This is a genomic window from Bradyrhizobium sp. 191, from assembly GCF_023100985.1.
GTDB lineage: Bacteria > Pseudomonadota > Alphaproteobacteria > Rhizobiales > Xanthobacteraceae > Bradyrhizobium > Bradyrhizobium diversitatis.
In genome coordinates this window covers 2,200,371-2,224,342 of record NZ_CP064692.1, presented here as the reverse complement: position 1 = coordinate 2,224,342, position 23,972 = coordinate 2,200,371, and the positions used below count along the sequence as shown (strand labels likewise).

At 64.7% G+C, this 23,972-nt stretch carries 21 protein-coding genes and 1 pseudogene; 9 read left to right on the top strand and 13 right to left on the bottom strand.

From position 1 onward, the window contains the following. Positions 1-56: 56 nt before the first annotated feature. The 3 genes from IVB23_RS10175 to groL all read right to left on the bottom strand — a co-directional run bounded on the left by IVB23_RS10175 (position 57) and on the right by groL (position 2,740). Complete coding sequence (locus IVB23_RS10175) at positions 57-578, bottom strand: Hsp20/alpha crystallin family protein (protein ID WP_247803420.1); 522 nt, start codon at positions 576-578, stop codon at positions 57-59. Between the two features lie 241 nt (positions 579-819). Beyond that, complete coding sequence (locus tag IVB23_RS10170; protein WP_194389022.1) at positions 820-1,038, bottom strand: ChaB family protein; 219 nt, start codon at positions 1,036-1,038, stop codon at positions 820-822. 79 nt (positions 1,039-1,117) lie between these two features. After that, positions 1,118-2,740, bottom strand: a complete 1,623-nt coding sequence (groL, locus tag IVB23_RS10165; RefSeq protein ID WP_247803419.1) for a chaperonin GroEL — start codon at positions 2,738-2,740, stop codon at positions 1,118-1,120. 300 nt (positions 2,741-3,040) lie between these two features. Here groL and IVB23_RS10160 point away from each other — a divergent pair, with 300 nt between their 5' ends. From IVB23_RS10160 to IVB23_RS10140, 5 genes are all read left to right on the top strand, one after another. Further along, positions 3,041-4,276: an efflux RND transporter periplasmic adaptor subunit gene (locus IVB23_RS10160; RefSeq protein ID WP_247803418.1), complete on the top strand. Its 1,236-nt coding sequence runs from the start codon at positions 3,041-3,043 to the stop codon at positions 4,274-4,276. Then, positions 4,273-5,499 carry an FtsX-like permease family protein gene (locus tag IVB23_RS10155; RefSeq protein WP_247803417.1) on the top strand — a complete coding sequence of 409 codons (1,227 nt, stop codon included), beginning with the start codon at positions 4,273-4,275 and terminating at the stop codon, positions 5,497-5,499. Before IVB23_RS10160 ends, IVB23_RS10155 begins: the two co-directional genes overlap by 4 nt. Beyond that, positions 5,492-6,178, top strand: a complete 687-nt coding sequence (locus IVB23_RS10150) for an ABC transporter ATP-binding protein (RefSeq protein ID WP_247803416.1) — start codon at positions 5,492-5,494, stop codon at positions 6,176-6,178. Before IVB23_RS10155 ends, IVB23_RS10150 begins: the two co-directional genes overlap by 8 nt. Before the next feature lie 154 nt (positions 6,179-6,332). Then, on the top strand, positions 6,333-8,177 hold the full coding sequence (gene ftsH / locus IVB23_RS10145) for an ATP-dependent zinc metalloprotease FtsH (protein ID WP_247803415.1): 1,845 nt from the start codon (positions 6,333-6,335) through the stop codon (positions 8,175-8,177). Positions 8,178-8,435: 258 nt separating this feature from the next. After that, positions 8,436-8,654, top strand: coding sequence for a hypothetical protein (locus tag IVB23_RS10140; protein ID WP_061878332.1), 219 nt, complete (start codon positions 8,436-8,438; stop codon positions 8,652-8,654). 464 nt (positions 8,655-9,118) lie between these two features. Here the strand turns inward: IVB23_RS10140 and mgtA are convergent, their stop codons facing one another. The 5 genes and pseudogenes from mgtA to fixK all read right to left on the bottom strand — a co-directional run. After that, positions 9,119-11,659 carry a magnesium-translocating P-type ATPase gene (gene mgtA, locus IVB23_RS10130; protein WP_247803414.1) on the bottom strand — a complete coding sequence of 847 codons (2,541 nt, stop codon included), beginning with the start codon at positions 11,657-11,659 and terminating at the stop codon, positions 9,119-9,121. Between the two features lie 110 nt (positions 11,660-11,769). Then, entirely contained in the window at positions 11,770-11,976 is a 207-nt protein-coding gene (locus IVB23_RS10125; protein ID WP_247803413.1) for a hypothetical protein, read from the bottom strand. 47 nt (positions 11,977-12,023) lie between these two features. Continuing rightward, positions 12,024-12,488, bottom strand: coding sequence for a hypothetical protein (locus tag IVB23_RS10120; RefSeq protein WP_245311962.1), 465 nt, complete (start codon positions 12,486-12,488; stop codon positions 12,024-12,026). A 472-nt stretch (positions 12,489-12,960) separates the two neighbouring features. Further along, positions 12,961-13,239 carry a hypothetical protein gene (locus tag IVB23_RS10115; protein ID WP_247803412.1) on the bottom strand — a complete coding sequence of 93 codons (279 nt, stop codon included), beginning with the start codon at positions 13,237-13,239 and terminating at the stop codon, positions 12,961-12,963. A 364-nt stretch (positions 13,240-13,603) separates the two neighbouring features. Further along, positions 13,604-13,742, bottom strand: a pseudogene (gene fixK, locus IVB23_RS10110) (nitrogen fixation protein FixK); the annotation flags it as partial. Between the two features lie 554 nt (positions 13,743-14,296). On the opposite strand from fixK, the gene IVB23_RS10100 reads away from it, so the two are divergent. Then, a complete protein-coding gene (locus IVB23_RS10100) occupies positions 14,297-14,530 on the top strand; it encodes a hypothetical protein (protein WP_131866686.1) in 234 nt (77 codons plus the stop codon). Between the two features lie 43 nt (positions 14,531-14,573). On the opposite strand, the gene ftsH (IVB23_RS10095) is transcribed toward IVB23_RS10100, so the two are convergent. Both ftsH (IVB23_RS10095) and IVB23_RS10090 read right to left on the bottom strand, forming a co-directional pair. After that, on the bottom strand, positions 14,574-16,415 hold the full coding sequence (gene ftsH / locus IVB23_RS10095) for an ATP-dependent zinc metalloprotease FtsH (RefSeq protein ID WP_247803411.1): 1,842 nt from the start codon (positions 16,413-16,415) through the stop codon (positions 14,574-14,576). Between the two features lie 244 nt (positions 16,416-16,659). Further along, on the bottom strand, positions 16,660-16,938 hold the full coding sequence (locus IVB23_RS10090; RefSeq protein ID WP_082821986.1) for a hypothetical protein: 279 nt from the start codon (positions 16,936-16,938) through the stop codon (positions 16,660-16,662). A gap of 339 nt (positions 16,939-17,277) precedes the next feature. Here IVB23_RS10090 and IVB23_RS10085 point away from each other — a divergent pair, with 339 nt between their 5' ends. The 3 genes from IVB23_RS10085 (at position 17,278) to IVB23_RS10075 (ending at position 20,558) form a co-directional block, all read left to right on the top strand. Next, the gene (locus tag IVB23_RS10085; RefSeq protein ID WP_061878327.1) at positions 17,278-17,640 is read left to right on the top strand and encodes a copper resistance CopC family protein; all 363 of its coding nucleotides are present in this window, start codon (positions 17,278-17,280) and stop codon (positions 17,638-17,640) included. Between the two features lie 7 nt (positions 17,641-17,647). Beyond that, positions 17,648-19,303, top strand: coding sequence for a CopD family protein (locus tag IVB23_RS10080; protein WP_061878326.1), 1,656 nt, complete (start codon positions 17,648-17,650; stop codon positions 19,301-19,303). A 67-nt stretch (positions 19,304-19,370) separates the two neighbouring features. Further along, a complete protein-coding gene (locus IVB23_RS10075) occupies positions 19,371-20,558 on the top strand; it encodes a CoA transferase (protein WP_247803410.1) in 1,188 nt (395 codons plus the stop codon). Between the two features lie 112 nt (positions 20,559-20,670). On the opposite strand, the gene IVB23_RS10070 is transcribed toward IVB23_RS10075, so the two are convergent. From IVB23_RS10070 to IVB23_RS10060, 3 genes are all read right to left on the bottom strand, one after another. Beyond that, entirely contained in the window at positions 20,671-21,393 is a 723-nt protein-coding gene (locus IVB23_RS10070) for a DUF72 domain-containing protein (RefSeq protein ID WP_247803409.1), read from the bottom strand. Positions 21,394-21,488: 95 nt separating this feature from the next. Continuing rightward, the gene (locus IVB23_RS10065) at positions 21,489-22,637 is read right to left on the bottom strand and encodes an amidohydrolase (protein WP_247803408.1); all 1,149 of its coding nucleotides are present in this window, start codon (positions 22,635-22,637) and stop codon (positions 21,489-21,491) included. Positions 22,638-22,826: 189 nt separating this feature from the next. Next, a complete protein-coding gene (locus IVB23_RS10060; RefSeq protein ID WP_247803407.1) occupies positions 22,827-23,915 on the bottom strand; it encodes a mandelate racemase/muconate lactonizing enzyme family protein in 1,089 nt (362 codons plus the stop codon). Positions 23,916-23,972: the final 57 nt, after the last annotated feature.

Sequence of the window (23,972 nt, the reverse complement as noted above, 5' to 3'; positions counted from 1 at the left end):
GCGAATGTCCTGGGTGAGGCGAGGCTGCGGCTGTCACAGCCTCGCGTCGGCGGCCGTCAGGCGGCCTTCACGCTGATGGTCTTGGCCGGCTTCTGGGCTTCTTCGGTCTTGGGAAGGACGACCTTGAGCACGCCGTTCTTGAACGTCGCCTCGATCTTGTCGGCGTTGACGCCGTCCGGGAGCGCGAAGTAGCGCTCGAACGAGCCGTAGCGGCGCTCGGAGACGTAGTAATCCTTCTTCTTCTCTTCGGTCTCTTCCTTCTTCTCGCCCCTGATGGTGAGACCTCCGTTGACGAGCTTGACGTCGATGTTCTTCTCGTCGAGGCCGGGAAGCTCAGCCGTGATCTCGTAGGCCTTGTCGCTTTCGGCGACGTCGACGGCCGGCGCATTGAAGTTCTTGGACAGGTCGCGCTCCAGCCGGGCAAGCGAGCGGAGCGGCCGTTTCCAGAAGCCGTTGCCGAAATCGTCGAAGATCTGGTCGATTTCGTTTCTCAGCGCCTGGAACGGTTGCCATGCCTCGCCGGCGGCTGCAGGCGCGGCGGACGGTTTGGTGACAGGAAGTTTGGGTTCGGTTGCCATGATCATTGTCTCCTTCGAGCTTGACCATTCCGGTCATCGAAAAGAATAGCCATGGCCCTCGTGCACCGGTTGATTTCGCTCAAACTCGAGAGCATCGCATGCGAGATCAGGCGGTGTCGGCAGGTCATGGGATGATCATGCCCAATGCGGGTGTGGAACTCGTCGTTCCACATCCGACGTCCCGCAATACGGGTGGATACATCGACGTTTCTCGATGGCCGGGCAGTCGAGAGCGATGGGCTCATGAATCCGGTCGCTTTGGCAACCATTGGTCGCCGAGTTTCACGTAGGAGCGCTTCACCGCAGCCCAGGCCGTGCGGTGAGCGATCTCTTCCTGCCGGAGGTCCCCGGCATGCGAGGCAAAGGAATGGTTGAATGCCTCCCGGTAGATGTCCAGGGCATGAGGCGGCAAATGGTGCCGCACGCCAGGGGGAAGGTCCTTGTTCGAGCGATAGGGCATCGTTGCATCCTGTACGGAATCTTCGCCCGCCTTGCGCCGACGGCCAATGCCTCTGCGTTCGCTGCAGGGCCTGCGGCGGCTACATCGCCATGTCGGACTCGGGCAGCCGCTCGCGCTTCGGCTCCGGAATCTCCGTCATCGTCGCCTCCGTCAGAAGAAGCACGCTTGCGACGGACACCGCATTTTCGAGCGCGATCCGTACGACCTTCACGGGATCGACGATGCCGGCCTCCACGAGGTCGACATAGACCTTCCGGGCGGCATCGAAGCCGGAATTGCCTTCGCTCGCCAGCATCCTGGCAACGACGACGCCGCCATCGGTTGCGGAATTTTCGGCGATCTGGCGCGCGGGAGCTTCGAGCGCGCGCTTCAGGATCTGCACGCCCGTTCTTTCGTCGCCCTCGCAGGTGGCCTCCTCCTTGGCCACTGCTGCGATCGTGCGGAGCAGGGCAAGCCCGCCGCCCGGAACGATGCCCTCGGCCACGGCGGCCTTCGTCGAGCTGATCGCATCGTCGAGCGCCTCCTTCTTCGCCTTCATCTCGGCTTCGGTCGGTGCTCCCACCCGGATGACGGCGACGCCACCCGAGAGCTTGGCGAGGCGTTCCTCGAGCTTCTCGCGGTCGTAGTCGCTGGTCGTCTTCTCGATCTCGACGCGGATTTGCGCGAGCCGCGCGTCGATACGGGCGCGATCGCCGCCACTCCCGATCAGGGTGGTATTCTCCTTGTCGGCGACCACCCGTGCGGCGCGACCGAGCTGCTGGAGGGTGGCACTTTCGAGCTTGAGCCCGATCTCCTCCGAGATCACCTGCGCGCCGGTGAGGATGGCAATATCTTCCAGCATGGCCTTGCGCCGGTCGCCGAAGCCAGGTGCCTTGACCGCGCAAGCCTTGAGCACGCCGCGAAGCTGATTGACGATGAGCGTCGCCAGCGCTTCGCCCTCGATGTCCTCGGCGACGATCAGAAGCGACCGGCCGCTCTTGGCGACCTGCTCGAGCAGGGGAACCAGATCGCGCAGGGCGCCGATCTTGTGGTCACAAAGCAGAACGTAGGGATCCTGCAGCACGGCTTCCATGCGGTCCGCATCCGTGACGAAGTAGGGCGATAGGAAGCCGCGGTCGAACTTCATGCCTTCCACGACCTCCAGCAGCGTCTCGGTGGTCTTGGACTCCTCCACCGAGATCACGCCGTCACCGCCGACCTTCTCGATCGCATCGGCCACCAGCTCGCCGATGGAGATGTCGTTGTGCGCCGAGATCGTGGCGACCTGGACCTTTTCCGCCCTGGTCTTCACCGGTTTCGCCATGGCATGCAGGGCGGCGATGGCAGCCTGTGTCCCGCGATCGAGGCCGCGTTTGAGATCGATCGCGCTCGCGCCGGCGACGACGTTCCGGACGCCGTCTGCAAGGATGGCATGGGCCAGGATGGTCGACGTGCTGGTGCCGTCGCCGACGACATCGCCGGTCTTCTCGGCGGCCTGCCGCAGCACCTGGGCGCCCAGGTTCTCTTCTGCGTCCTTGAGATCGAATTCCTTGGCAATGGTGACCCCGTCGTTGCACACGATGGGTGCGCCCCACGATTTCTGGATCAGGACGGATTTCGACTTCGGCCCGAGCGTGACGCGCACGGCATCGGCGAGAAGGGACGCGCCGCGCAAGACTTTTTCACTAGCCGCCGAGTGAAACAGGACCTGCTTGTGCGCCATTTTTCACGTCCTCCATCTTGCTTCATGGCCGAGGCGATTTGCGGGTCAGTTTGGACGAGTGAGCTGCAGCCGGATTGATCTTCGTCAACGTGAGCATGCCGGCGTCGAAGCCCCAGGAGTTCTCGACAGGCCGTCGATCGATGCAAACTCGACAATATTTTGAGACAGCGCGCATTTTGCGGGCAGCGCGTTGACTTGGCGCAATCTGGAACAGGGGTGATGCGGTATTCAGTTTGGCGGAATTCGCATCAGCGCAGAGTCATGGTCGAGCAAACACTATCGGTTTCGAAGCAGGAGCACATGACCCGGCTCTCCGCCGCGTCGGCGTGGTCGGGAGTCCTCGTCCACAAATGGTTCGTGCTCGCGGTCCTCGTTCTGCTCGCCCTTGGTGCCTGGCAGGGCGTCCGCATCCTGTTCGGACCTGCCGTCGTGGTCGACCAGGTCGCGCGCGGGCGATTGATCGAGACCGTGGTGGCGAGCGGACATGTCGAGACACCGTACCGCGTCGAGATCGGCAGCCAGATCACCGGCACGGTTGCGGACGTGCTGGTGCAGGAAGGCGAGAAGGTCAGCAAAGGGCAGCCGCTGATCTCGCTGGAGGCACGGGAACTCAAAGCGAGCGTGATCCAGGCGCAGGGGGCGGTAGCCCAGGCCGAAGCCCGGATCAGGCAGCTCGAAGAGCTGACGCTGCCATCCGCGAAGGAGGCTCTGACACAAGCGCAAGCAACGCTTCTGAATGCCCAGCAGACCCATAACCGCACGGCGCAGCTCGAACACAATGGCTACGCGACCAAGGCAGCCTTGGATGACGCGCAGAAGACGCTCGACGTCGCGCGCGCCGTGAAGCGCGCGGCGGAGTTCCAGGTCTATACCGCAAGCCCGGGCGGCAGCGACTATGTCATGGCGCAAACGCAGCTCAACCAGGCGCGCGCCAATCTGGACACGGCGGATTCCCGCCTGGGCTATGCGACGATCGTGGCCCCTCGCGACGGCGTCCTCATCACCCGGAACGTCGAGCGAGGCACCGTGGTGCAGGCGGGGAAAGCGCTCCTGGTGCTGGCGCCGTCAGGTGACCTGCAGCTGGTCTTGCAGATCGACGAGCGCAATCTCGGCAAGCTCGCGCTCGGACAGAGCGCGCTGGCGTCCGCAGATGCCTACCCGGACCGGCGTTTCGCCGCCAAGGTCTCCTACATCAATCCGGGCATCGACATTTCCCGCGCGACCGTCCAGGTGAAGCTGACGGTGGTGGAGCCATCCGACGACCTGCGCCAGGACATGACCGTCTCGGTCGACATCGAGGTTGCCGCGAAAGACAATGCGAAGGTGCTTCCCGTCCGCTCGGTCCATGACATCCTCTCCGGACAGCCCTGGGTCCTGACCGTCGAGGGTGGTCGTGCGGCCAAGCGTCCGGTGAAGCTCGGCCTGCGCGGCAGCAGCAACATCGAGATCGTCGAAGGGCTCGAAGCCGGTGATGTCGCGATTCCACAGAGCTCCGGCGTCGTGACCGGGCAGCGCGTGCGGCCCGTCCGGCCATGAATCGCTGGCTTCCATTCGAGTGGATCGCTGCCGTGCGCTTCCTGCGCGAGGGGAGATTGCAGACCATCTTCATCATCGGCGGCATTTCGATCGGCGTTGGCGTCATTGTCTTCATGTCGGCGATGCTTGCGGGCATGGAGGCAAATTTCATCAGGCGCGTGCTGACGTCGCAGCCGCAGATCCAGCTCCTCACGCCGGATCAGGTCGCGCGTCCCCTGCGCAATGCCGCCGGCGAGATCGAGGACGCGGTGGTGCAGCGGCCGAGCCAGCGGGTGATCTCGATCGACCAGTGGCCGAAGATCAGAACCCAGATGCTGGCGATGCCCGAAGTCACCGCAGTCTCACCCACCATCACCGGATCCGCGCTGGCGATCCGCGGCGACGCCAGCCGGGCGGTGACGCTGACCGGAATCGAGCCGGACACCTATTTCAACATCGTCAAGGTGCCGGACTACATCGTCGCCGGCAGCGCGCGCCTGACCAGCGAAGACATCATCATCGGCACCGAGCTCGCCAAGAATCTCGGCGCCAGCGTGGGCGACAAGCTGAACCTCCAGGCGGCAAGCTCCGCCAACCGGGTGCTGACGATCTCCGGCCTGGTCGATTTCGGCAACAAGGGCGCCAATCAGCGGGTGGCCTTCATCGCGCTGCGGACGGGACAGTCTCTGCTCGGCATGATCGGCGGCGTCACCACCATCGACATGACGATCAAGGACATCTACGCGGCGGAAACCATCGCCAAGCGGATCCAGGCCGCGACGGCCGTCGAAGCCGATAGCTGGATCGCCACCAACGCGCAGTTCTACACCGCCGTCCGGGCGCAGATCTACACGAACACCTTGATCCGTGTGTTCGTGGGCCTGTCTGTGGCCTTTGGCATTGCCGCGGTGCTCATCGTCTCGGTGATCCAGCGCTCCAAGGAGATCGGCATCCTCAGGGCAATGGGCACCTCGCGCGGCCAGATCCTGCGGGTGTTCCTGCTCCAGGGTGGTCTGCTCGGCTTTGTCGGCTCGCTGTTCGGCGCGACGATGGGCGCCCTTGCGCTGATCTATTGGCACGCTGTCGCCTGCCAGGCGGATGGAAGCGAGTTCTTTCCGTTGATCCTGGAGCGAAACCTCTTCATCTATACGGCGCTGCTCGCCACGGTCACCGGCCTGTTGGCTGCGACAGCGCCGGCGGTGCGCGCGGCGAAACTCGATCCGGTGGTAGCGATCCGTGGCTGAGGAAATCCTGAGGCTCGAGCGCGTCTGCAAGACCTACAATGTGGGCCTGCCATCGGAGGCCGAGGTACTGCACGACATCGAACTCGAGCTCGACCATGGCGAGTTCCTGGCCTTGATGGGTCCGTCCGGCTCCGGCAAGAGCACGCTGCTCAACATCGTCGGTCTGCTCGATCGGCCCACGTCCGGCCGGCTCCTCATCAAGGGGCGCGACACCGGGCTGCTGCACGACGACGAACTCACGCATCTCAGAGGCCACACCATCGGCTTCGTGTTTCAGCATCATTTGCTGATCTCTGCGTTCACCGCGCGTGAAAACATCATGATGCCGATGCTCGCGGATCGCGGATTTCCGAGCGCGGAGATCGCGGCCCGGGCCGATCATCTCCTCGCCGAGGTCGGTCTCGGGAGATTCGGAAACAATCTCGCCAACAACATGTCGGGCGGCCAGCAGCAGCGGGTGGCGGTGGCCAGGGCGCTCGCGATGAATCCGGATCTCGTACTGGCGGACGAGCCGACCGGAAATCTCGATTCGAAGTCGGCCGATGCCGTCTTCGAACTGATGCGACGGGTCAATCGGGAGAGCGGCACGAGCTTCCTGCTCGTCACCCATAATCTGGACCTCGCGCGCCGCTGCGACCGCATCATCGAGGTGGTCGACGGCCGGATTGCGCAGCATTGAACGCAGGGACTCCGGCGCGAGCGTCATGTGCTGTCAGCCCTGTTGAGTTCATCGGCCCGGTCGTGTGGGACCGCGCTGTTGACCTGAATCAAGCAGAGGTCGCCGTTCCCTCATTACCATTCACGGCGCAGCCGACGGCGATGGGAGAAGCAGAGTGGAGTCCGATCAAGGTTCACGGAAGCAGAGCATGGTCATGGCCGCTGTCTTGGCAGGCGGCCTGCTGCTCGTCATGCTGCAGTTCGGGCTCGCGACGTACAGTTCAATCGAAACCATTCCCTACAGCCAATTCGAGCAGCTGCTGGCGCAGGACAAGATCGCCGAGGTGTCCGTCGGCTCGGACATGATTCAGGGGAAATTGAAAGAACCGCTTCCGAGTGGAAAGGCCGCATTCATCACGGCGCGGGTCGATATGGCTTTGGCCGAAAAGCTCGCGGCAAAAGGCGTGAATGTGACCGGCGTTCCCAGTGGCGGTCTGCTGCAGAGCTTGCTGTCCTGGATCTTTCCGGTCATCGCCTTCTTCGTGATCTGGTTCTGGATCGGCCGCCGCATGGGCGGCGGACAGGGCCTGGGCGGGTTGATGGCGATCGGCAAGTCCCGTGCAAAGGTCTACGTCGAAAAGGACATCAAGGTCACCTTCGCGGATGTAGCCGGAGTGGACGAGGCGAAGTTCGAGCTCCAGGAGGTCGTTTCATTCCTCAAGGACCCCGCGAGCTATGGCCGATTGGGGGCGCATGTACCCAAGGGAATATTGCCGGTCGGACCGCCGGGAACGGGAAAGACGCTGCTGGCCCGCGCCGTGGCGGGAGAGGCCGGCGTTCCGTTCTTCTCGATCTCGGGCTCGGAGTTCGTTGAGATGTTCGTCGGTGTCGGCGCAGCCCGCGTCCGGGATCTGTTCGAGCAGGCCCGAAAGGCGGCACCGTGCATTATCTTCGTCGACGAACTCGACGCGCTGGGACGCAGCCGCGGGCCGCTGTCGTTCGGAGGCTACGACGAGAAGGAGCAGACCCTCAACCAGCTGCTGTCCGAGCTTGACGGCTTCGACCCGAGCGCCGGCGTCATCCTGCTGGCGGCCACCAATCGCCCCGAGATCCTGGACCCCGCACTGTTGCGCGCGGGTCGCTTCGACCGCCAGGTTCTGGTTGACCGGCCGGACAAGAACGGGCGCGTTGCCATCCTCAAGGTCCACGTCCGCAAGATCCGTATGGGCAAAGGCGTCGACCTCGACAAGGTGGCGGGACTCACGACCGGCTTCACCGGCGCCGACCTCGCAAACCTCATCAACGAAGCCGCGATCGCCGCGACCAGACGGAGCGGTGAGGAGGTCACGTTCGACGATTTCGTCACGGCGATCGAGCGGATCGTGGCCGGCATCGAGAAGAAGAGCAGGGTGCTCAGCAAGGACGAACGGCGCAGGGTCGCCTATCACGAGATGGGCCATGCCCTCGTCGCGGCCAGCCTGCCCGGCGTCGACCCGGTGCAGAAGGTCTCGATCATTCCGCGCGGGATCGGCGCGCTGGGATACACCATCCAGCGTCCGACCGAGGACAGGTTCCTGCTGACGATCGAGGAACTCAAGAACCGCATCGCGGTGCTGATGGGGGGACGCGCATCGGAGCGTCTGATCTTCGACGGTGCGATCTCCACCGGCGCCGCCGACGATCTTCAGCGTGCGACCGAAGTCGCGATCGAAATGGTGACCAAGTACGGCATGGACGAGACGGTGGGGCAGCGCACCTATGCGCCCAAGCCGCAGGTGTTTCTCGGGGCGGCCCAGGACAAGATCGTCGGGACTGCCGAGGCAACGGGCCGCGAGATCGATCTCGCCGTCCGCAACCTGATCGAGGAGGGCGACCGCAGCGCCAGGGATATCCTCCAGCGGCGGCGTGGTGACCTGGACGCCGGCGTGGAACTGTTGATCGCCAACGAAACGGTGACGTCCGAGCAGTTCGCGCCGCTGCTCGGCCAGCGCAGCGAGGAGAGCAAGCCGGTCGCCGCGTGATTGCGGCACGGATGAGCGTTTAAAATGTATGTGATCCTCCTGAAGGGCGATCCGAGCCGTGCAGGACATGTCGGGGCAGCACGGGCTTGATCCGGATCAAGCCTGGGATCCGCGGGCGCGTTATCATTTAACTTGCGTAACGCGACCCCACGTTACGTCCCCCAGTGGCCGCCGAGGTTCATTGCCCCGCATCTCGGCGGCTCCTTCTGTCAGCATGACGATCTCAACCGAACTGCATGGGGCCGCGGGAATGAGCCGATGCCCACCTACTATTTCGATATCAAGGACGGTGTGCCCGTCCGGGACAAGTCGGGATTGGAGCTTGTGAGTGACGGCGCGGCCATCGCGCACAGCAAAAGCCTCGCCGACAAGGTGCGCAGAGAAAAACCGAAAGGCCATCCCGCGCTCAAGATCGTCGTCATCGACGAGAACGGCCGGGAAGTTCACCGCGAACAGATTTATCCAGGCGCAACCTGAGCACCGGTAAAGGCTCTCTCTCTGCCGGAGCCCGATACCTGCTCCACATCGCGGAATTCGGCCCCTCATTGATCTAGCGCAAGGCCGCGAGCTGATCGGCTTCTAGCCTGAAGCCAAAGCGCTGGGTCGAAGTGCTCGTGTCCCTCGCCCAACAGGCGCTCAACATAGGGGGAAGCACTGTGAGGCGGCAGCGCGTCAAGCAAACCGCATCGTTTCAGGACCGCCTTTCGGCGTGGGCCGAACGGCTCCGTGAGCAGGCCGCGAGGCTGAAGCCTGGCCGCGAGCAGGACGACCTGCTCGCGAAGGTTCGTCAGGCCGATGTCGCGGCTCACCTCGACGAATGGGTCAACTCTCGGGGTCTTCAGCCACCAAAGTAGGATTGCTCTGCTTCCTGCCGAATGCGGGCCAGACGGCGCGCCGTCGCCCTCGCGCACGGCATCGAACCAGATCGATCGTCTCGAGAGTCAAGTCTTCGGGATCGCGAGGCGCTTGGCGGCGTTCGCCGAGATCAGATAGGCCGCTGCGATGGCAATGATCGCCGCCAGTATTCCTCCGGAAAGCGCGGTAAAGCCGAACAGTCCGCGCCACGGACCAAGCGCAAGCGCCAGCCCGGCGAGAAGGGCGCCGACAGACGTCGCGATCAGGATGTTGTGGGGGCGGTTCGCGCGCCATGGCATGCGGCGCGACCGGATGACGAAGATGACCAGGATCTGGGTGAAGATCGATTCCACGAACCATCCGGTTCGAAACAGTGCTGCATCCGCCTCGAACACCTCGAGGAGAACGACGAAGGTGATCGCATCGAACAGGGAGGACGCCATTCCCATGATGATGGAGAAACGCAGGATGCCGGCCATGTTCCACGTTTCGGGCTGGGCCACGTCTTCGCGGTCGACCTCGTCGAACGGGATTCCGATTTCGGAGAGATCGTAGATCAGATTGTTCAGCAGGATCTGCAGCGGCAGCAACGGCAGGAATGGAAGAACGATCGACGCCAGGGCCATCGAAAGCATGTTGCCGAAATTCGAGCTCGTTCCCATTCGGAGATATTTCAGGATGTTGGCAAAGGTTCTGCGGCCCTCGCGCACGCCTGCCGCAAGCACGGACAGGTCGGGGGTCACCAGGATCATGTCGGCGGCTGCGCGGGCGACCTCGGTCGCGCCCGTGACGGATATGCCGACATGGGCTGCGTGGATAGCCGGCGCATCATTGACGCCGTCTCCCATGAAACCGACGACGTGACTGCGGCGTCGGAGTGCGGCAATGATCCGCCGCTTCTGGTCGGGGTCGATCCGGGCAAACAGATCGACGTCATCGACCCGGGTGACGAGTGCGGCATCGGTGAGCTTTGAGATCTCGGCTCCGGTCATGACCCGTTCCGACGGGAGACCGACCGCTCGCGCGACATGGGAGACCACGGCATCATGGTCACCCGAGAGGATCTTTATCGTCACGCCGAGCGAGGTGAGCGCTTCGATCGCCGAGGCCGCATCCTGTTTCGGCGGATCGGCGAATACACAGAAGCCGAGCATGGTCAGATTGGCCTCGTCACCGACGGCGATCGTCCGTTGCCCAACCGGAATGGACCTGATTGCGACGGCAAGAAGCCGGAAGCCGTCGCGGGCATATCGAGCCTGGATGTCTGCCATTTTCTGTTGCCACGCGGCGTCGAGCGGATGAGCCAGGCCATCGATCTCCACGGCAGCGCAGCGGGCCAGGATGGATTCCGGAGCCCCCTTTGCGATCAGCATGTGCTCCTCGTGCCGTGCGGCGAGAACGGACAAGCACCTCCGCTCGAAGTCGAACGGGACTTCCGAAAGCCGGGCCCAGCCGTCCGGGCCATCGCGGCTCGCTGACAGGATCGCGTCGTCGAGAGGACTTCTGACCCCGGCCTGGAACGTGCTGTTCAGGCGCGCGAAGCTCAGCACGCGGTCGCTGGGCCGATCCTGCGGATCGATATGCGCCTCCAGCGTGATCCTGGCTTCCGTCAACGTGCCGGTCTTGTCGACGCAAAGCGTGTCCATCGCGCCCAGGTCGTGAATGGCGGACAGTCGCTTGACGATGACTTTTCGCCTCGCCATGCGCAGCGCGCCGCGGGCGAGGGTCACCGTCATCACCATGGGCAACAGTTCGGGCGTCAGGCCGACGGCGAGTGCGACCGCGAAGAGGAAGGACTCCATTGCGGGACGATGCGCGACGAGATGAGTCATCAGCACAAAGAGGGTGAGAAAGAGCGTCAGGCGAAGGATCAGCACGCCGAGCCTTCGGACGCCCTCCTCGAGAGCCGTCGGCGGTGCGTCGGCGGCCATTGCGGCGGCGATCGCGCCGAAGCGCGTCCGGCCTCCGGTCCTAACGACCAGCATCCTGCCGCTTCCGCCCACGGTGCTGGTTCCTGCAAACAGGGCGTTCGTGGCGTCCGCCGGCAGTGCCGCCGCGCAAGGAGCGTCCGTCTTGAAGGCCGGAAACGGCTCGCCCGTCATCAAGGCTTCATTGACGTGCAATTCCTGGGCATCGAGGACGATGCCATCGGCCGGTATCAGATCGCCGATGCGGAGCTTCACGACGTCCCCGGGGACGAGAGCCGTCACCGAGACGGTCATGCCGCTGCCGTCCCTGATGACGTCGGCCTGAATGGCGACGGATTCCCGCAACGCTTCGGCCGTCCGCTCGGCGCGATGCTCCTGAACGATATCGAGCGTGATGGACAGGGACAGCACGGTCGCGATGATGGCAAAACTGCCGATATCGCCGCTCAGCCCGGATACGAGCGCAGCCGCCAGCAGCATCGCAATCAACGGATTCCAGAGGCGTTGGCCGAGCTTGCGCAGAGCAGACCGGGTTTGGGAGGCGTCGGCGTGGTTGGCTCCGAAAATTGCCAGCCTTCGTTTCGCTTCGGTTTGTGTCAGGCCTTCCGGACCTGAGCCGAGCGCGCGGCAGAGCTCGTCCTTTGGCGTTTGCCAGAACTCGGCAGCCAAAGCCTCCGCCGGAATGGATTGCGCGATCATTGGAAGGGCTCGCCGGTCACTGACATCTGGGCCAGGCGAGGGTAAGAGGCTGCTCGATCCCCGGGTTGATGCAGCTCAACCCGGTTTCGGGTGACACAGTCTGTGCATTGCTAATAGACGGATACAGCACGACCTGTGTCTGCGTGAGCACCGTCCTGATACGGCCGATCGATAGCGGCGAGGGCGGCCTGTTCCTGCGACAGGCGGCACTCGATGTAGTTGCGCTCGACATCGGTGAGATGCGTCTTCAGCAGCCGGTGATAGCGCTCGATATTCCTGCCGTGGGCGCGACTGAGCGCAAAGCTGACTGCCGACATGTCACCTGCTCGTGTTGATGTTGAGAGCTACGCGCCGCTTCAGCGCATCATTTCTTCCGGCTGTTCGCCGCTGGCGAAAATATCTGGTTGGCAGGTGGCTGCCCGCCGGTCGGAACGGCGATGGTCACGAAGCCGCGGCCCATCGCGGTGTGGCAGGCATTGCAGCCGTCGGTCAGCGCGCGCATGGAGGCGGTGAACTTGCGATCATCTCCGGCCGCGATCGCGTCGGCGACCGAGACCAGCGGCTCCCTCATCGTGGTCACGTTGCTGATGGGCACCGCCGGATAGAAGACGGCTGCTTCGGCCAGGCTATTCGTCAGCTGCCTGAGCTCATACGCGGCCAGGTCCCAGTTTTTCGCCTTGCCTGCATACCACAGCTTGAGATGCTCGAGCTGTGCCATGCCCATGACCTCGACGAGACGAGGCACCTCCTGTTTCGCGCTCGCGGACGGCGGAAAGTCGGATTGAGCAATCGCGGATGTGACCGCACCTGCCGAAATCGCGAGAACCACACACCAATGTCTTAGCGTCATCCGAGCATTCCCTGTCAGTTTCGCCCTTTACTATCAGGCTCCTGTTCCAGGCCTTTGCGCTGAATCAAGCTTTCGCGTTCCCGCCGCCGGATCTCGTCAGGAAGAGGCGCGGCGAACAGGGCGAGAGAAGCAGCGGACGGTCAATTCGAATTTGGTGCCTCGGCGCGAAGCGCCCGAGCGGGATCAATTCAGCCTTCCAAGAAGTCTGCGGATGATCTTCCTCAAATTGTCGGCGTACTCGTCGATGACCTGGCGCCTCTCGGCCGATGGCGAAAGCCGACGAGCATCGCCTTCGTCCGCTGACGGAGTATCCGTCCGGGATCCCCCGCGGATGATGGAGGCGGTGGGCTTTGTTGGTTTCACGGGATTTCTGGCCTCTGGATAGAGCTGCGCGCTCCGTTCAGGATAAGAACCAGTTCCATCCGCCCGATCCCTTCCACTCGCGCCGGGCTCAACGCCCCGGGGCCGTCGGATCGCATTTGGGGCAGCATCCGTCGGCGGCTGCTCCGAGCTGGCGGCCAATCTCCATCCTGAGAGTTTCTTTCTCCCATTTCGTGCCGTCACTTCGGGCCATTCGCTTCACGCGTTCGAAGGCGTGGCTCTCGGCAGCGTCATCTCCGATGCGGACGATCACGTCGCGGTGGAAGGGGCAAACAGTCGTCGCGCGGGTCGTCTCCAGTGCGTAGCGCACGACCGCGGTGAGATCGTCGGTGTGAGTGTCGGTAAGCATGTCGGCTCTCCTGATCAGCGTATTCCTTTGCCCGGACGATCCCAAGGGTTCGACGAAAATCGGCCCCGGGCTCCATGGGAGCGCCGAGGCCGATTGTTCGCTTGGTTCTTCCATTCAGGGTCCGAGCTCGTCCAACAAACCCGCGTTGCCGACATTCGTTCCATCGAACTCTCCGGCGGAGCCGCGCTCCGGCCTGCTCCATGCTCGCGGTTTTCTGCACCTGTCTATGAAAGCGCCGCCCGGAAGGCCTGAAAATCCGAACTTCGCTTCCTTCGGCAACGGTACCTCAGCAAGCGCATCCCGATGCCGTCGTGACGCTACAATCGGGGTCGCCAACATGTCTTGATCCAGCTCAAAGGCGCGATCAGGCGTTCATGTCCCTGAGGTGCTGACGATTGCGCAGCACGATCTGCCTGGCACCGGAAAAGCCGAGAATGCCTCCGCTGTGCAGCTCGGACAGTGCGCGCGTGGATCCGTTCAGGACAGTTGCCTAAGTATTGGCCCGCAATTTCAATGCCGGAGCGGCGGGCGCATATCGTCAACATGGAGCGCAACATCATCTTCAAGTGCCCGCGCACGGGCATGAACGTGCAGCACTGGCTTCCCGGCCCAATGTCGGGAGCCGCGGACACGCACGTCTCCGTCCGATGTCCCGCTTGCGGCTCGCTGCACTTCGTCAACATCGCCACTGGCAAGATGTTGAGCGAAGGGAATCATCCGGCGTCGAACGACTACGGCTCCAGCCGGTCTCGCCGCCCAGCCTGATCCCTCACATGCTTGACGCGGTGAGAGGCGCGCCCGCGCTCCGATGCGCCGGGATAACGCGATCACTCCACCCGCCAGAGCAGCCGTTCCGCGTCCCCGTCGCTGCGCCGTCCACCGCGCTCGCCCGGCGCATCCTCTGTACGATCCGCCTGACCCTCCCCAGCATCGCGCAGCGGCGAAGGAGACTACCAGCTCCTTCTCCGCTGCCGACAGGCTCTTGAAACGCGCAGCTTCCATTCCAATTTGGTCCACGCAGGTTCCGATTTGGCTGCACGCATGCTTGGCTTTTGGAATGAATGACTATCGTGACCTTGTCGGCGCGGCTCTTGCGCTGCTATGTGCCGGCCTGATGTTGGTGGCCGGCCATATCTTGCTCGAATGGCGCGCCAGGCATGCCGATCCCGGCATAGGGATCGTGGCGCCCAGGAGCGAAGGCACGCCATCGCCGCTCATCTCGAACGGTTCGCCGCCAGACCGGAGGATGATCGAGCTCCCGGCCGGGATCAGGCGGAAGCGCGCTGCGTGAAGCCGCCTTGCGGCGGGGCGCGTGTTGAACGCCGGCGCGAACCCTAGATGGCGCGCAGCGCTTCCTTGGGCATCTCGCGGATCAGCACATCGATATCGCTCTGCTCGAGTGTCTCCCTCTCCAAGAGCTTCTTCGCGGCGCGGTCCAGGATCGGCCGCCGTGTGCTCAGGATGCCCTGAGTGCGCTGGAAGACCTGGTCGACGATGGCTTTCACCTCGCGGTCGACTGCGGCCGCAGTCTCTTCCGCATAGTCGCGCTCGCGAACCGGATAGGGGCGGTCGGCGCCGGCAAGGAAATTGCCGGGATCACGCTCATAGGCGACGCTGCCCAGTCTCTCGGACATGCCGTAGCGCGTCACCATGCTGCGGGCGATGTCGGTCACGCGGCGCAGATCGTCGGCTGCGCCGGTCGACAAGTGCCCGAACACGATCAGCTCCGCGGCGCGGCCGCCGAGCAGCACCGCCATCTTGTTCTCCAGCTCTTCCTTCGTCATCAGGAACCGGTCTTCGATCGGTCGCTGGATGGTGTAGCCGAGCGCGCCCACGCCGCGCGGGATGATCGAGACCTTGTGCACTGGATCGGTCCCCGGCAGTGAGAGCGCGACGAGGGCGTGCCCCATCTCGTGATAGGCGACGATCTCGCGTTCCTTGGCGTTGAGCAGGCGGTTGCGCTTTTCGAGGCCCGCGACCATGCGCTCGACTGCATTGTTGAAGTCACTCATGCTCACCGCCTCGGCAGCGCGACGTGTCGCCAGAAGTGCCGCTTCGTTGACGAGATTGGCAAGATCCGCGCCGGTAAAACCCGGGGTGAGTGCGGCAACGGCGTCCGCATCGACACCGTCCGCCAGCCGCACCTTCTTCATGTGCACCTTGAGGATCTCGATGCGGCCCCTCTTGTCGGGTCGGTCGACCAGCACCTGCCGGTCGAAACGGCCGGCACGGAGCAGGGCAGGGTCAAGGATTTCCGGCCGGTTGGTGGCGGCGAGGATGACGAGCCCGGAGCGCGAATCGAAACCGTCGAGCTCGACCAGCAGCTGGTTGAGCGTTTGCTCCTTCTCATCGTGGCCGCCGGCGAAAGGGCCGATGCCGCGGGCGCGGCCAAGCGCATCGAGCTCATCGATGAAAATGATAGCCGGCGCCTTTTGGTGGGCCTGCTGAAACAGGTCCCGCACACGCGCGGCGCCGACGCCGACGAACATCTCGACGAACTCCGAGCCCGAGATCGAGAAGAACGGCACTCTGGCCTCGCCGGCGACGGCCTTGGCAAGGAGGGTTTTGCCTGTGCCCGGAGGTCCCACCAGCAGCACGCCTTTCGGCATACGGCCGCCGAGCCGGCCATAATCGGTCGGGTTCTTCAGGAAATCGACGACCTCGCGAAGCTCGTCCTTGGCTTCGTCGACCCCGGCGACATCGGCAAAGGTGACGCCGGTATCGGATTCGACATACACCTTGGCCTTGCTCTTGCCGATCGCCATCAGCCCGCCGCCGATCCCGCCGCCCTCGGCCATGCGGCGGCCGATGTACCACCAGATGCCGAAGAACAGCAGCACGGGCATGACCCACGACAACAGGTCGCGCAGAAACGTGCTCTCGATCTGCCCGGTGAAGCGGACGTTGTATTTCTCCAGTTCCTGCGCGACGTCCTGGTCGACGCGCGTGGTGACGAATTGCTTCTGGCCGCCAGGCAGCGGCTCCTTCAGTGTGCCCTGCAGGGTGCGGTCGGAGATGCCGACGGTATCGACTTTCCCCTGGCGCAACAATTGTTGGTATTCACTGTAGGGGATTACCGCGATTTGGTGCGCCGCGGAGATCAGATACTGAATCAAGATGACTGCGAAGATCGCCGCGACAGCATATCCGAGATTGAAACGGACATTCTTGTTCATGCGAGAACCAGATCCGATCGTGTTACGCGGCCGGGCTGCGTCGAAGCGCATTGTTGCGCGCCCGTTCGGGCCCGGCACGCGTCCGGACCTGCATCCTATCCACAGAACTTCTCCCGCTGCCTTCTGTTCCGGGCAGACCATCGGGCTCGGGTTGGAGGCACTCGCATTCGCAAGGGCCGTGTTCAGGCGATCGGGATGTGAGGCAGCGATAAGGCCCGGCTGCAGGCCGGGCCTTATTCTCGGCTTACCAGGGATACCAATAGGGGTATGCCGCCGGATAATAGCGGACGGTCCGATAGTATCGGGGTCCGTAGTAATATGCCGGTGGACCATAGACCGGCGCATAGTAGATCGGAGGTGCGGTCGCCGCCGCCAGTGCTCCGGTGAACAGGCCGAGCGCCACGGCCGGACCTATCCCTGGACCACCCCAGTGATGATGGCCCCGCCAGTGGGCCGAGGCCGGCGCAACCGTTCCAATGAGGAGCGTTGCTGCGGCGGCGATTGCAAGAGCAAGCTTTCTCATGTGCCTTCCCTCGAACATATGCCCGCGCAAGCGACGGGCTCTTCCTAACCTCAGCATCAGTGTTGATATCGCCGGACCCGCGGGTTCGGCTGTGTTTGACTTAGAATTGGTCGCGTCGACTTCAAGTCTCCGTGCTTGGCTCGACGCGTGCCTCCCGCATCGGCATTTTGCGGCGGCCGGTGTGTCGCGGCGGCAACAGCCGATCCTTTTCCGTCGATTGTAACCGGCTGGCGGCTCGCGCGCCCTTGGCGAAGTGCGCCGCGGTTCCAACATAGGCACGGACCACGCGCCGGGGGGCGGTGCAGTGGCGGGACGGCTGCCGACAGCGAGTGACCAACCATGCGCGTATTCGTTCGAATCGCGATCCTTCTATCCGCCATCTGGTGTCTTGCCGACCCGAATGCAGCCTCGGCACACGCCATCATCGTGTCGTCCTCGCCGGCGGCCGGTGCGACCGTCTCGGGGGACGCCGTCGCGATCAGCCTGCATTTCAACAGCAGGATCGATCGCGCCCGTTCCAAGCTGACGCTGCTGGCGCCGAACGGCGCCACGCAGGCGCTGACGCCCGCGGCCAATGCTCCGGCCGACGAGCTCAAGGCCGAGGCGACGCGGCTTTCCGGCGGCGCATGGCGCCTGCGCTGGCAGGTGCTGAGCGTCGACGGACACATCACGCGCGGCGACATTCCGTTCATCGTTCATTGACCTCGCCTTGTACCTGTTTCTCGACATCTTCGGCTATCTGTCGGTCGTTCTGCGCGGCCTGATCCTGATCGCCCAAGCCTTCACGCTCGGCGGTCTTGCCTTTCAGATGCTGTTGTGGTGGCCGTTGCAGCCGCAGCTGTCGGTGTTCGGTCTCACGATCGAGGAGAAATGCCTGACGGTGCTGAAGGTCAGCGCCTTCGCCTGGGCGCTCCTCACCATCGCTTCGCTGGGTCTCAATGCCGCCGCGCTGGTCGGGACGCTTCAGGTGTCGTGGCGCGAGGCGATCAGTGCCGATTTCGCCCGGGCCGGCCTCGTCATTGCGGCGAGCGCATTCGGCCTCGCCGTGCTGGCAAATGGACGCGCGCAGGGCCTGCGATCCCTGGCACTCCTCGCGCTTGCGCTGCTCGCGCTCGCGATGCAGACCCGGCTGACCCACGCGGCGAGCCGGCCGGTCCTCAGCTGGCCGCTGCTCCTGTCCGATGCCGGCCACATGCTGGGCGCCGCGATCTGGATCGGCGGGCTCCCCTATTTCCTGATCGCGCTGAACGGCTGCAAGGTGCCCTCCGACTGGCGCCTCATCGCCCGGCGCTACTCGCTGATGTCCATGGCCGCAGTCGCGGCCATCGTCGGCGGCGGTCTCGTCATGGCCATCGATTACATCGGCTCGATCGAGGCGATCTACGGCACCGCCTATGGCGTCATGATCCTCGCCAAGATCGGGTTGCTGTTGATGCTGCTCGCGCTTGGCGCGGGCAATTATCTCTTGGTCGAACGGCTGCGGCGCGATCCCGCAACGCCGATCCTCCGCCTCAAGCGCTTCGCCGAGGTCGAGGTCGGCATCGGTCTCACCGTTCTGCTCGCGGCTGCGTCGCTGACGTCGCTGCCGCCCGGCGTCGATCTGTCGCGCGACCGACTGAGCTGGCAGGAGATCGTCGAGCGCGCCACGCCGCAATGGCCGCCGCGCCTGACCAGCCCGGACTACGACAAGCTGACCATCGCGCAGCTCCAGGCCAGGATCACCCTGGCCGATGCCGGGCGCAGCAGCGCACCGGCCGCCTACGTTCCCGGCGAAGGCACGATCCTGCCGCGCAACGCCGAGGACATCGCCTGGTCCGAGTACAATCATCACTGGGCCGGCGTCTTCGTGGTGCTGATCGGCCTGCTCGCCTTGATCGAGCGGTTTCGCTGGGGCCGCTGGGCGAGGCATTGGCCGCTGCTGTTTCTCGGCATGGCGGCCTTCCTGCTCCTCCGCGCCGACGAGCAGGCCTGGCCGCTCGGGCCGGCCGGATTCTTCGAATCGCTGCGCGATCCCGAGGTGGCGCAGCACCGCATCTTCGTGCTGCTGATCGCAGTATTCGGACTGTTCGAATGGCGCGTGCGGCTGCGCGGCGACAAGGCCGGACGCGCGGCCTTGGTGTTTCCACTGACGACCGCGCTCGGCGGCGCGCTCCTGCTCACGCATTCCCATGCCATCGCCAACATCAAGGACCAGCTCCTGATCGAGATGAGCCACACGCCGCTTGCGCTGTGCGGGATCGCCGCGGGCTGGGCGCGCTGGCTCGAATTGCGGCTCGACGGCCGCGTCCGCGGCGTCGCGGCGTGGATATGGCCGGTCGCCTTCATCCTGGTCGGGCTCGTCCTGCTGGACTACCGCGAGGCCTGAGCGCCGGCGCCATCTTGCCGCGGCAATCATTCCCTGTAATCTGAGCAAAACACTGGGGAAGAAGCCGATGGGAGGAGTTCTGGAGGGCGTGCGCGTGCTCGATTTCGGGCGCTATATCGCCGGGCCCTATTGCGCCACCCTGCTAGCCGAGTTCGGGGCCGAGGTCATCCGCGTCGAGAAGCGCGACGGCAGCGAGGACCGCTTCGTGGCGCCGGTCGGCGAGAACGGCGAAGGCGCGCTGTTTCTCCAAGTCAATCGCAACAAGAAGTGCATCACGCTCGATCCGATGAAGGCGGAAGGGCAGGAGGTGATGCGCCGCCTGGTCGCGACCGCGGACGTCGTGGTCGCCAATCTGCCGCCGCAGACCCTGCGTGCGATGAAGCTCGACTACGAATCCTTGAAGGCGATCAAGCCGGACATCATCCTGACCACGGCGACCGCGTTCGGCGGGCCGGGTCCCTGGTCCGACCGCGTCGGCTTCGACGGCGTCGGGCAGGTGATGTCGGGCGCGGTCTACATGACGGGCGCGGGCGATCCGCCGTACCGGGCCGCGGTGAACTGGGTCGATTTCGGCACCGCCTTGCACTGCGCGTTCGGCACGCTCGCCGCCCTGATCGAGCGCGGCAAATCCGGACGCGGGCAGATCGTCGAGGGCGCGCTGCTCGCAACCGCCTTGTCCTTCACCAATGCCACGCTGATCGAGCAGGCCGTCATCAACGTCAACCGCGTGCCCACCGGCAATCTCGGCCAGACCGCGGCTCCCGCCGACATCTACCGCACCAGGGACGGCTGGGTGCTGTGCCAGGTCACCGGCCATCCGCTGTTCAAGCGCTGGGCGCGGCTGATGGGCGAGGAGGAGGTTTGGCTGAACGATCCGCGCTTCGCCGACGACATCAGCCGCGGCAACAACGGCCGCATCATCAGCGAGCGGATGGCGCGCTGGTGCGCCGAGCGCACCACGCAGGAGGCCGTCGATGCGCTGGGCCAGGCGATGATTCCGACCGGCCCCGTGCTCTCACCGCAACAGGCGCTGGATCATCCGCACATCCGCGCCGCCGGCTTCATGCAGGATGTCGATTATCCGGGCCTGCCGAAGCAGGCGCCGGTCGCCCGCGCCGCGGTGCGGCTGTCGGAAACGCCGGGCAAAATCGTGAGCCGCCCGCCGACGCTCGGCGAGCACACCGATCTCGTTCTCGCCGAACTCGGCTATGATGCCGCGGCGATCGCAGCGCTTCGGCAAGGCGGCATCATCTAGCGCATTATGAGGCACGATCGCAGCAGCGGCGGAGGTGCACTCCCTCTCCCGCTTGCGGGAGAGGTGAAGCGAGCCGCAGCCCCGACTGCGCCAAAACGCATCCCGCTCAGCATCACAGCAGCTGCTTCAATGCCTTGGCATCGGCGGGTGCGGCGCTCTTCTGGTCGTTGTCGAAATAGACGTAGACGTCGCAGCCCTGCCGCTTCCACGACTTGATGCGCTTGGCCCATTGCCCCAGCGTCGCCTTGGAGTAGTGGCCGTGATAGCGCCCGCTTGGCCCGTGTCCGCGCACATAGACGAAATCCGCCGTGCGCTTCCACGGCGCCGGCGCATCGTGATGGTCGGACAGGCACAGCGAGATGTTCTCTTCAGTCAGCATCCGCAGGATGCGCGGCTGATACCAGCTCGGATGTCGGAATTCGAAGCTGTAGCGGCGCTTCCGCGACAATAGCTTGAAGAACGAGGCCAGCCGGTCCGCGTCCGCCTCGAATTGCGGCGGCAGCTGGAACAGGACCGGGCCGGCCTTGCCGCCGAGCCGCGAGATGCGGTTCTCCAGCAGCTCGAGGCTGTTGACGGAGCGGTCCGACAGCCGCTTCCAGTGCGTGATGAATTTGGACGCCTTCCAGGCGAACACGAAGTCGCGGCCGGTCTGCTCGCGCCAGCCCTTCACCGCCTCCGGCGTCGGCGTCCGGTAGAACACCCCGTTCAGCTCCGTGGTGTCGAACTGCCCGGCGTAGTAGCTGAGCTGCTGCTTCAGCGTCACGCCCTCCGGGAAGAACGGGCCGCGCCAGGAGGCGTAATGCCAGCCGGAAGTTCCGATCAGAACGCGCGCCATGTCTTACGTGCCATCCCTTGCCATGTGCCGGGAGGGAACGCCCGTGCCGCCGATACGTTGCTCGTCGGATTGATCTACGCAGGACCGGAACAGAGTTAGTTCGAGGCCAGCGCCGCCTTGGCCACTTCGGCCATCCAGCCGGACGCGACGGGCAGGATCGCGTCGTTGAAATCATAGCGCGGGCCGTGCAGCTCCGCGCCGTCGCGCAACGCGCCATTGCCGATCCAGACGAAGGCGCCCGGCCGCTGCTGCAGGTAATGGGCAAAATCTTCGCCGGCCATGCTCGGCGCGAGGTCGCGCCGCACCGGCGCGTGCAGCTTCTCGGCAGCGATGCGCGCGAGGTCGGCCTCATCAGGCGAGTTGATCACGACACCCACGCCCCAGACGATCTCGGGCGTGACCTTGACGCCGAAGCTGGTCGCAATGCCGGCGCAGCTGCGCTCGATACCATCGAGGATGACGTCCTTGACCGCCTCGCGATGGTAGCGCAGCGTGCCGCGGATGGTGACGCGCCCGGCGATCTGGTTCGGCGCGGTGCCGCCTTCGATCGTGCACAGCGACAGCACGGCAGTGTCGAGCGGATCGACCCCGCGCGAGGCGATCGATTGCAGCGCGACGATGAGATGGCCGGCCGCCACCACCGGATCGCGCGTCAGATGCGGCATGCCGGCGTGGCCGGCATGGCCCTCGATGGTGATGGTGATGCGCCCGCCGGAGGCCATGACGACGCCGTCGTGGACCGCGATGGTGCCGGCGGCAAGGCCCGGCCAGTTGTGGAAGCCGAAGATCCGCTCCATCGGAAAGCGGTCGAACAGCCCGGCCGCGACCATCGCGCGCGAGCCGCCAAAGCCCTCCTCCGCCGGCTGGAAGATGAAATCGACCGTGCCGCTCCAGTCGCAGTCGGCGACGAGCAGCGCCGCGGCGCCCAGTAGCGAGGCGGTATGGCCGTCATGGCCGCAGGCATGCATCACGCCGGGAGTCTTTGAAGCATAGGGCAGGCCGGTGTCCTCGGTGATCGGCAGCGCATCCATGTCGGCGCGCAGGCCGACCCGGCTTCGTGCGTGGCCACGCGTCAACGTCGCGACGATGCCGTGCCCGCCGATCCCTGCCTCGAACGGAATACCGAGCTCGGTGAGCCTGTCCTGCACGAAGGCGGAGGTGGCCTTTTCCTGGAGCGACAGCTCCGGGTGCGCATGAAGGTGCCGGCGCCACGTGGTCAGTTTCTGGTGCAGTTCGGGGTGCAAGGCAGGGAATCTTTCGCAAGGTGTCGGTTGCCGTCACCATAAAGGATTATCACCGTCATGCACCCCGCGCCTTGGAATGCCTCGCGTGCAGCCACATCGTCATGGCCGGGCTTGACCCGGCCATCCACGTCTTCCTCTCGGCACAAGGAACGTGGATGCCCGGGACAAGCCCGGGCACGACGGCGTGCTCTACGCGGCTAGCGTCGCCAGCCCCGCCCAGTCGAAGCTGATCCCATGCCCGGGCCGGTCCGGCGCGAGCGCCAGCCCGTCCTGCAGCACCAGCGGATGTTCGATGTATTTGTCGAGCCCGAAGCCATGCGCCTCCAGATACGACCGGTTCGGGCAGGCCGCGAGCAGATGCACGGTGATGTCGTGCGCGCCGTGGCTGGTGACGGGCAGGTTGAACGCTTCCGCCAGCCGGGCGATCTTCATGAAGGCGCTGACGCCGCCGCAATTGGTGACGTCGGGCTCGGGATAGGACACCGCGCCTGATGCGATGTAGTTCTTGAACTCCCACAGCGAGCGCAGATTCTCGCCGGCCGCGATCGGCACGCCGCCGGCCTGCATGATGCGGGCGTGCCCGGCGACGTCGTCGGGAATGATCGGCTCCTCGAGCCAGGTGAGGTCATAGGGAACGAAGGCGCGGGCGGCGCGGATCGCCTCCTCGACCGTCCATTTCATGTTGGCGTCCACCATCAGCGGAAAACCGTCGCCGAGATGCTGTCGCATTGCGGAGACTTTTGCGACGTCGGATTTCAGGTCGGGCCGGCCGACCTTCATCTTGATGGCGCGAAATCCCTTGGCGAGATTGCCGTCGGTCTGCGCGAGCAGCGCATCGACGGAGAGATCGAGGTCGATGCCGCCGGCATAGCACGGCACGTGCGCATCGAAGCCGCCGAGCAATCGGTACAGCGGCAGCTTGGCGCGCCGCGCCTTCAGATCCCACAGCGCGATGTCGAGCGCCGAAAGCGCCAGCACCGCCGGCCCGCCGCGCCCGCCATAATGCAGCGCCCACCAGACATGATGCCAGAGCGCCTCGGTATCGTCGGCCTCGCGTCCCTCGACCAGCGGCGGGATCTCGCGCTTGAGAATGTCGGCGACCGCGCCGCCATTGCGCCCGACCGTGTAGGTGTAGCCGACGCCCTCGGCGCCATCGGCATCGCGAATGCGGCAGGTGATCAGCTCGAACGCCGCGATCTCGCCATGTGTGGAGTCGGAGAGGGTGACGGGGAGGCGGATCCGGTAGAGCCCGGTCTCGATGTTTGCGATGCGCGGCATGGTGCCTCCCTTTTGTTCTTGTTTCGTAGGGTGGGTTAGCCGAAGGCGTAACCCGCC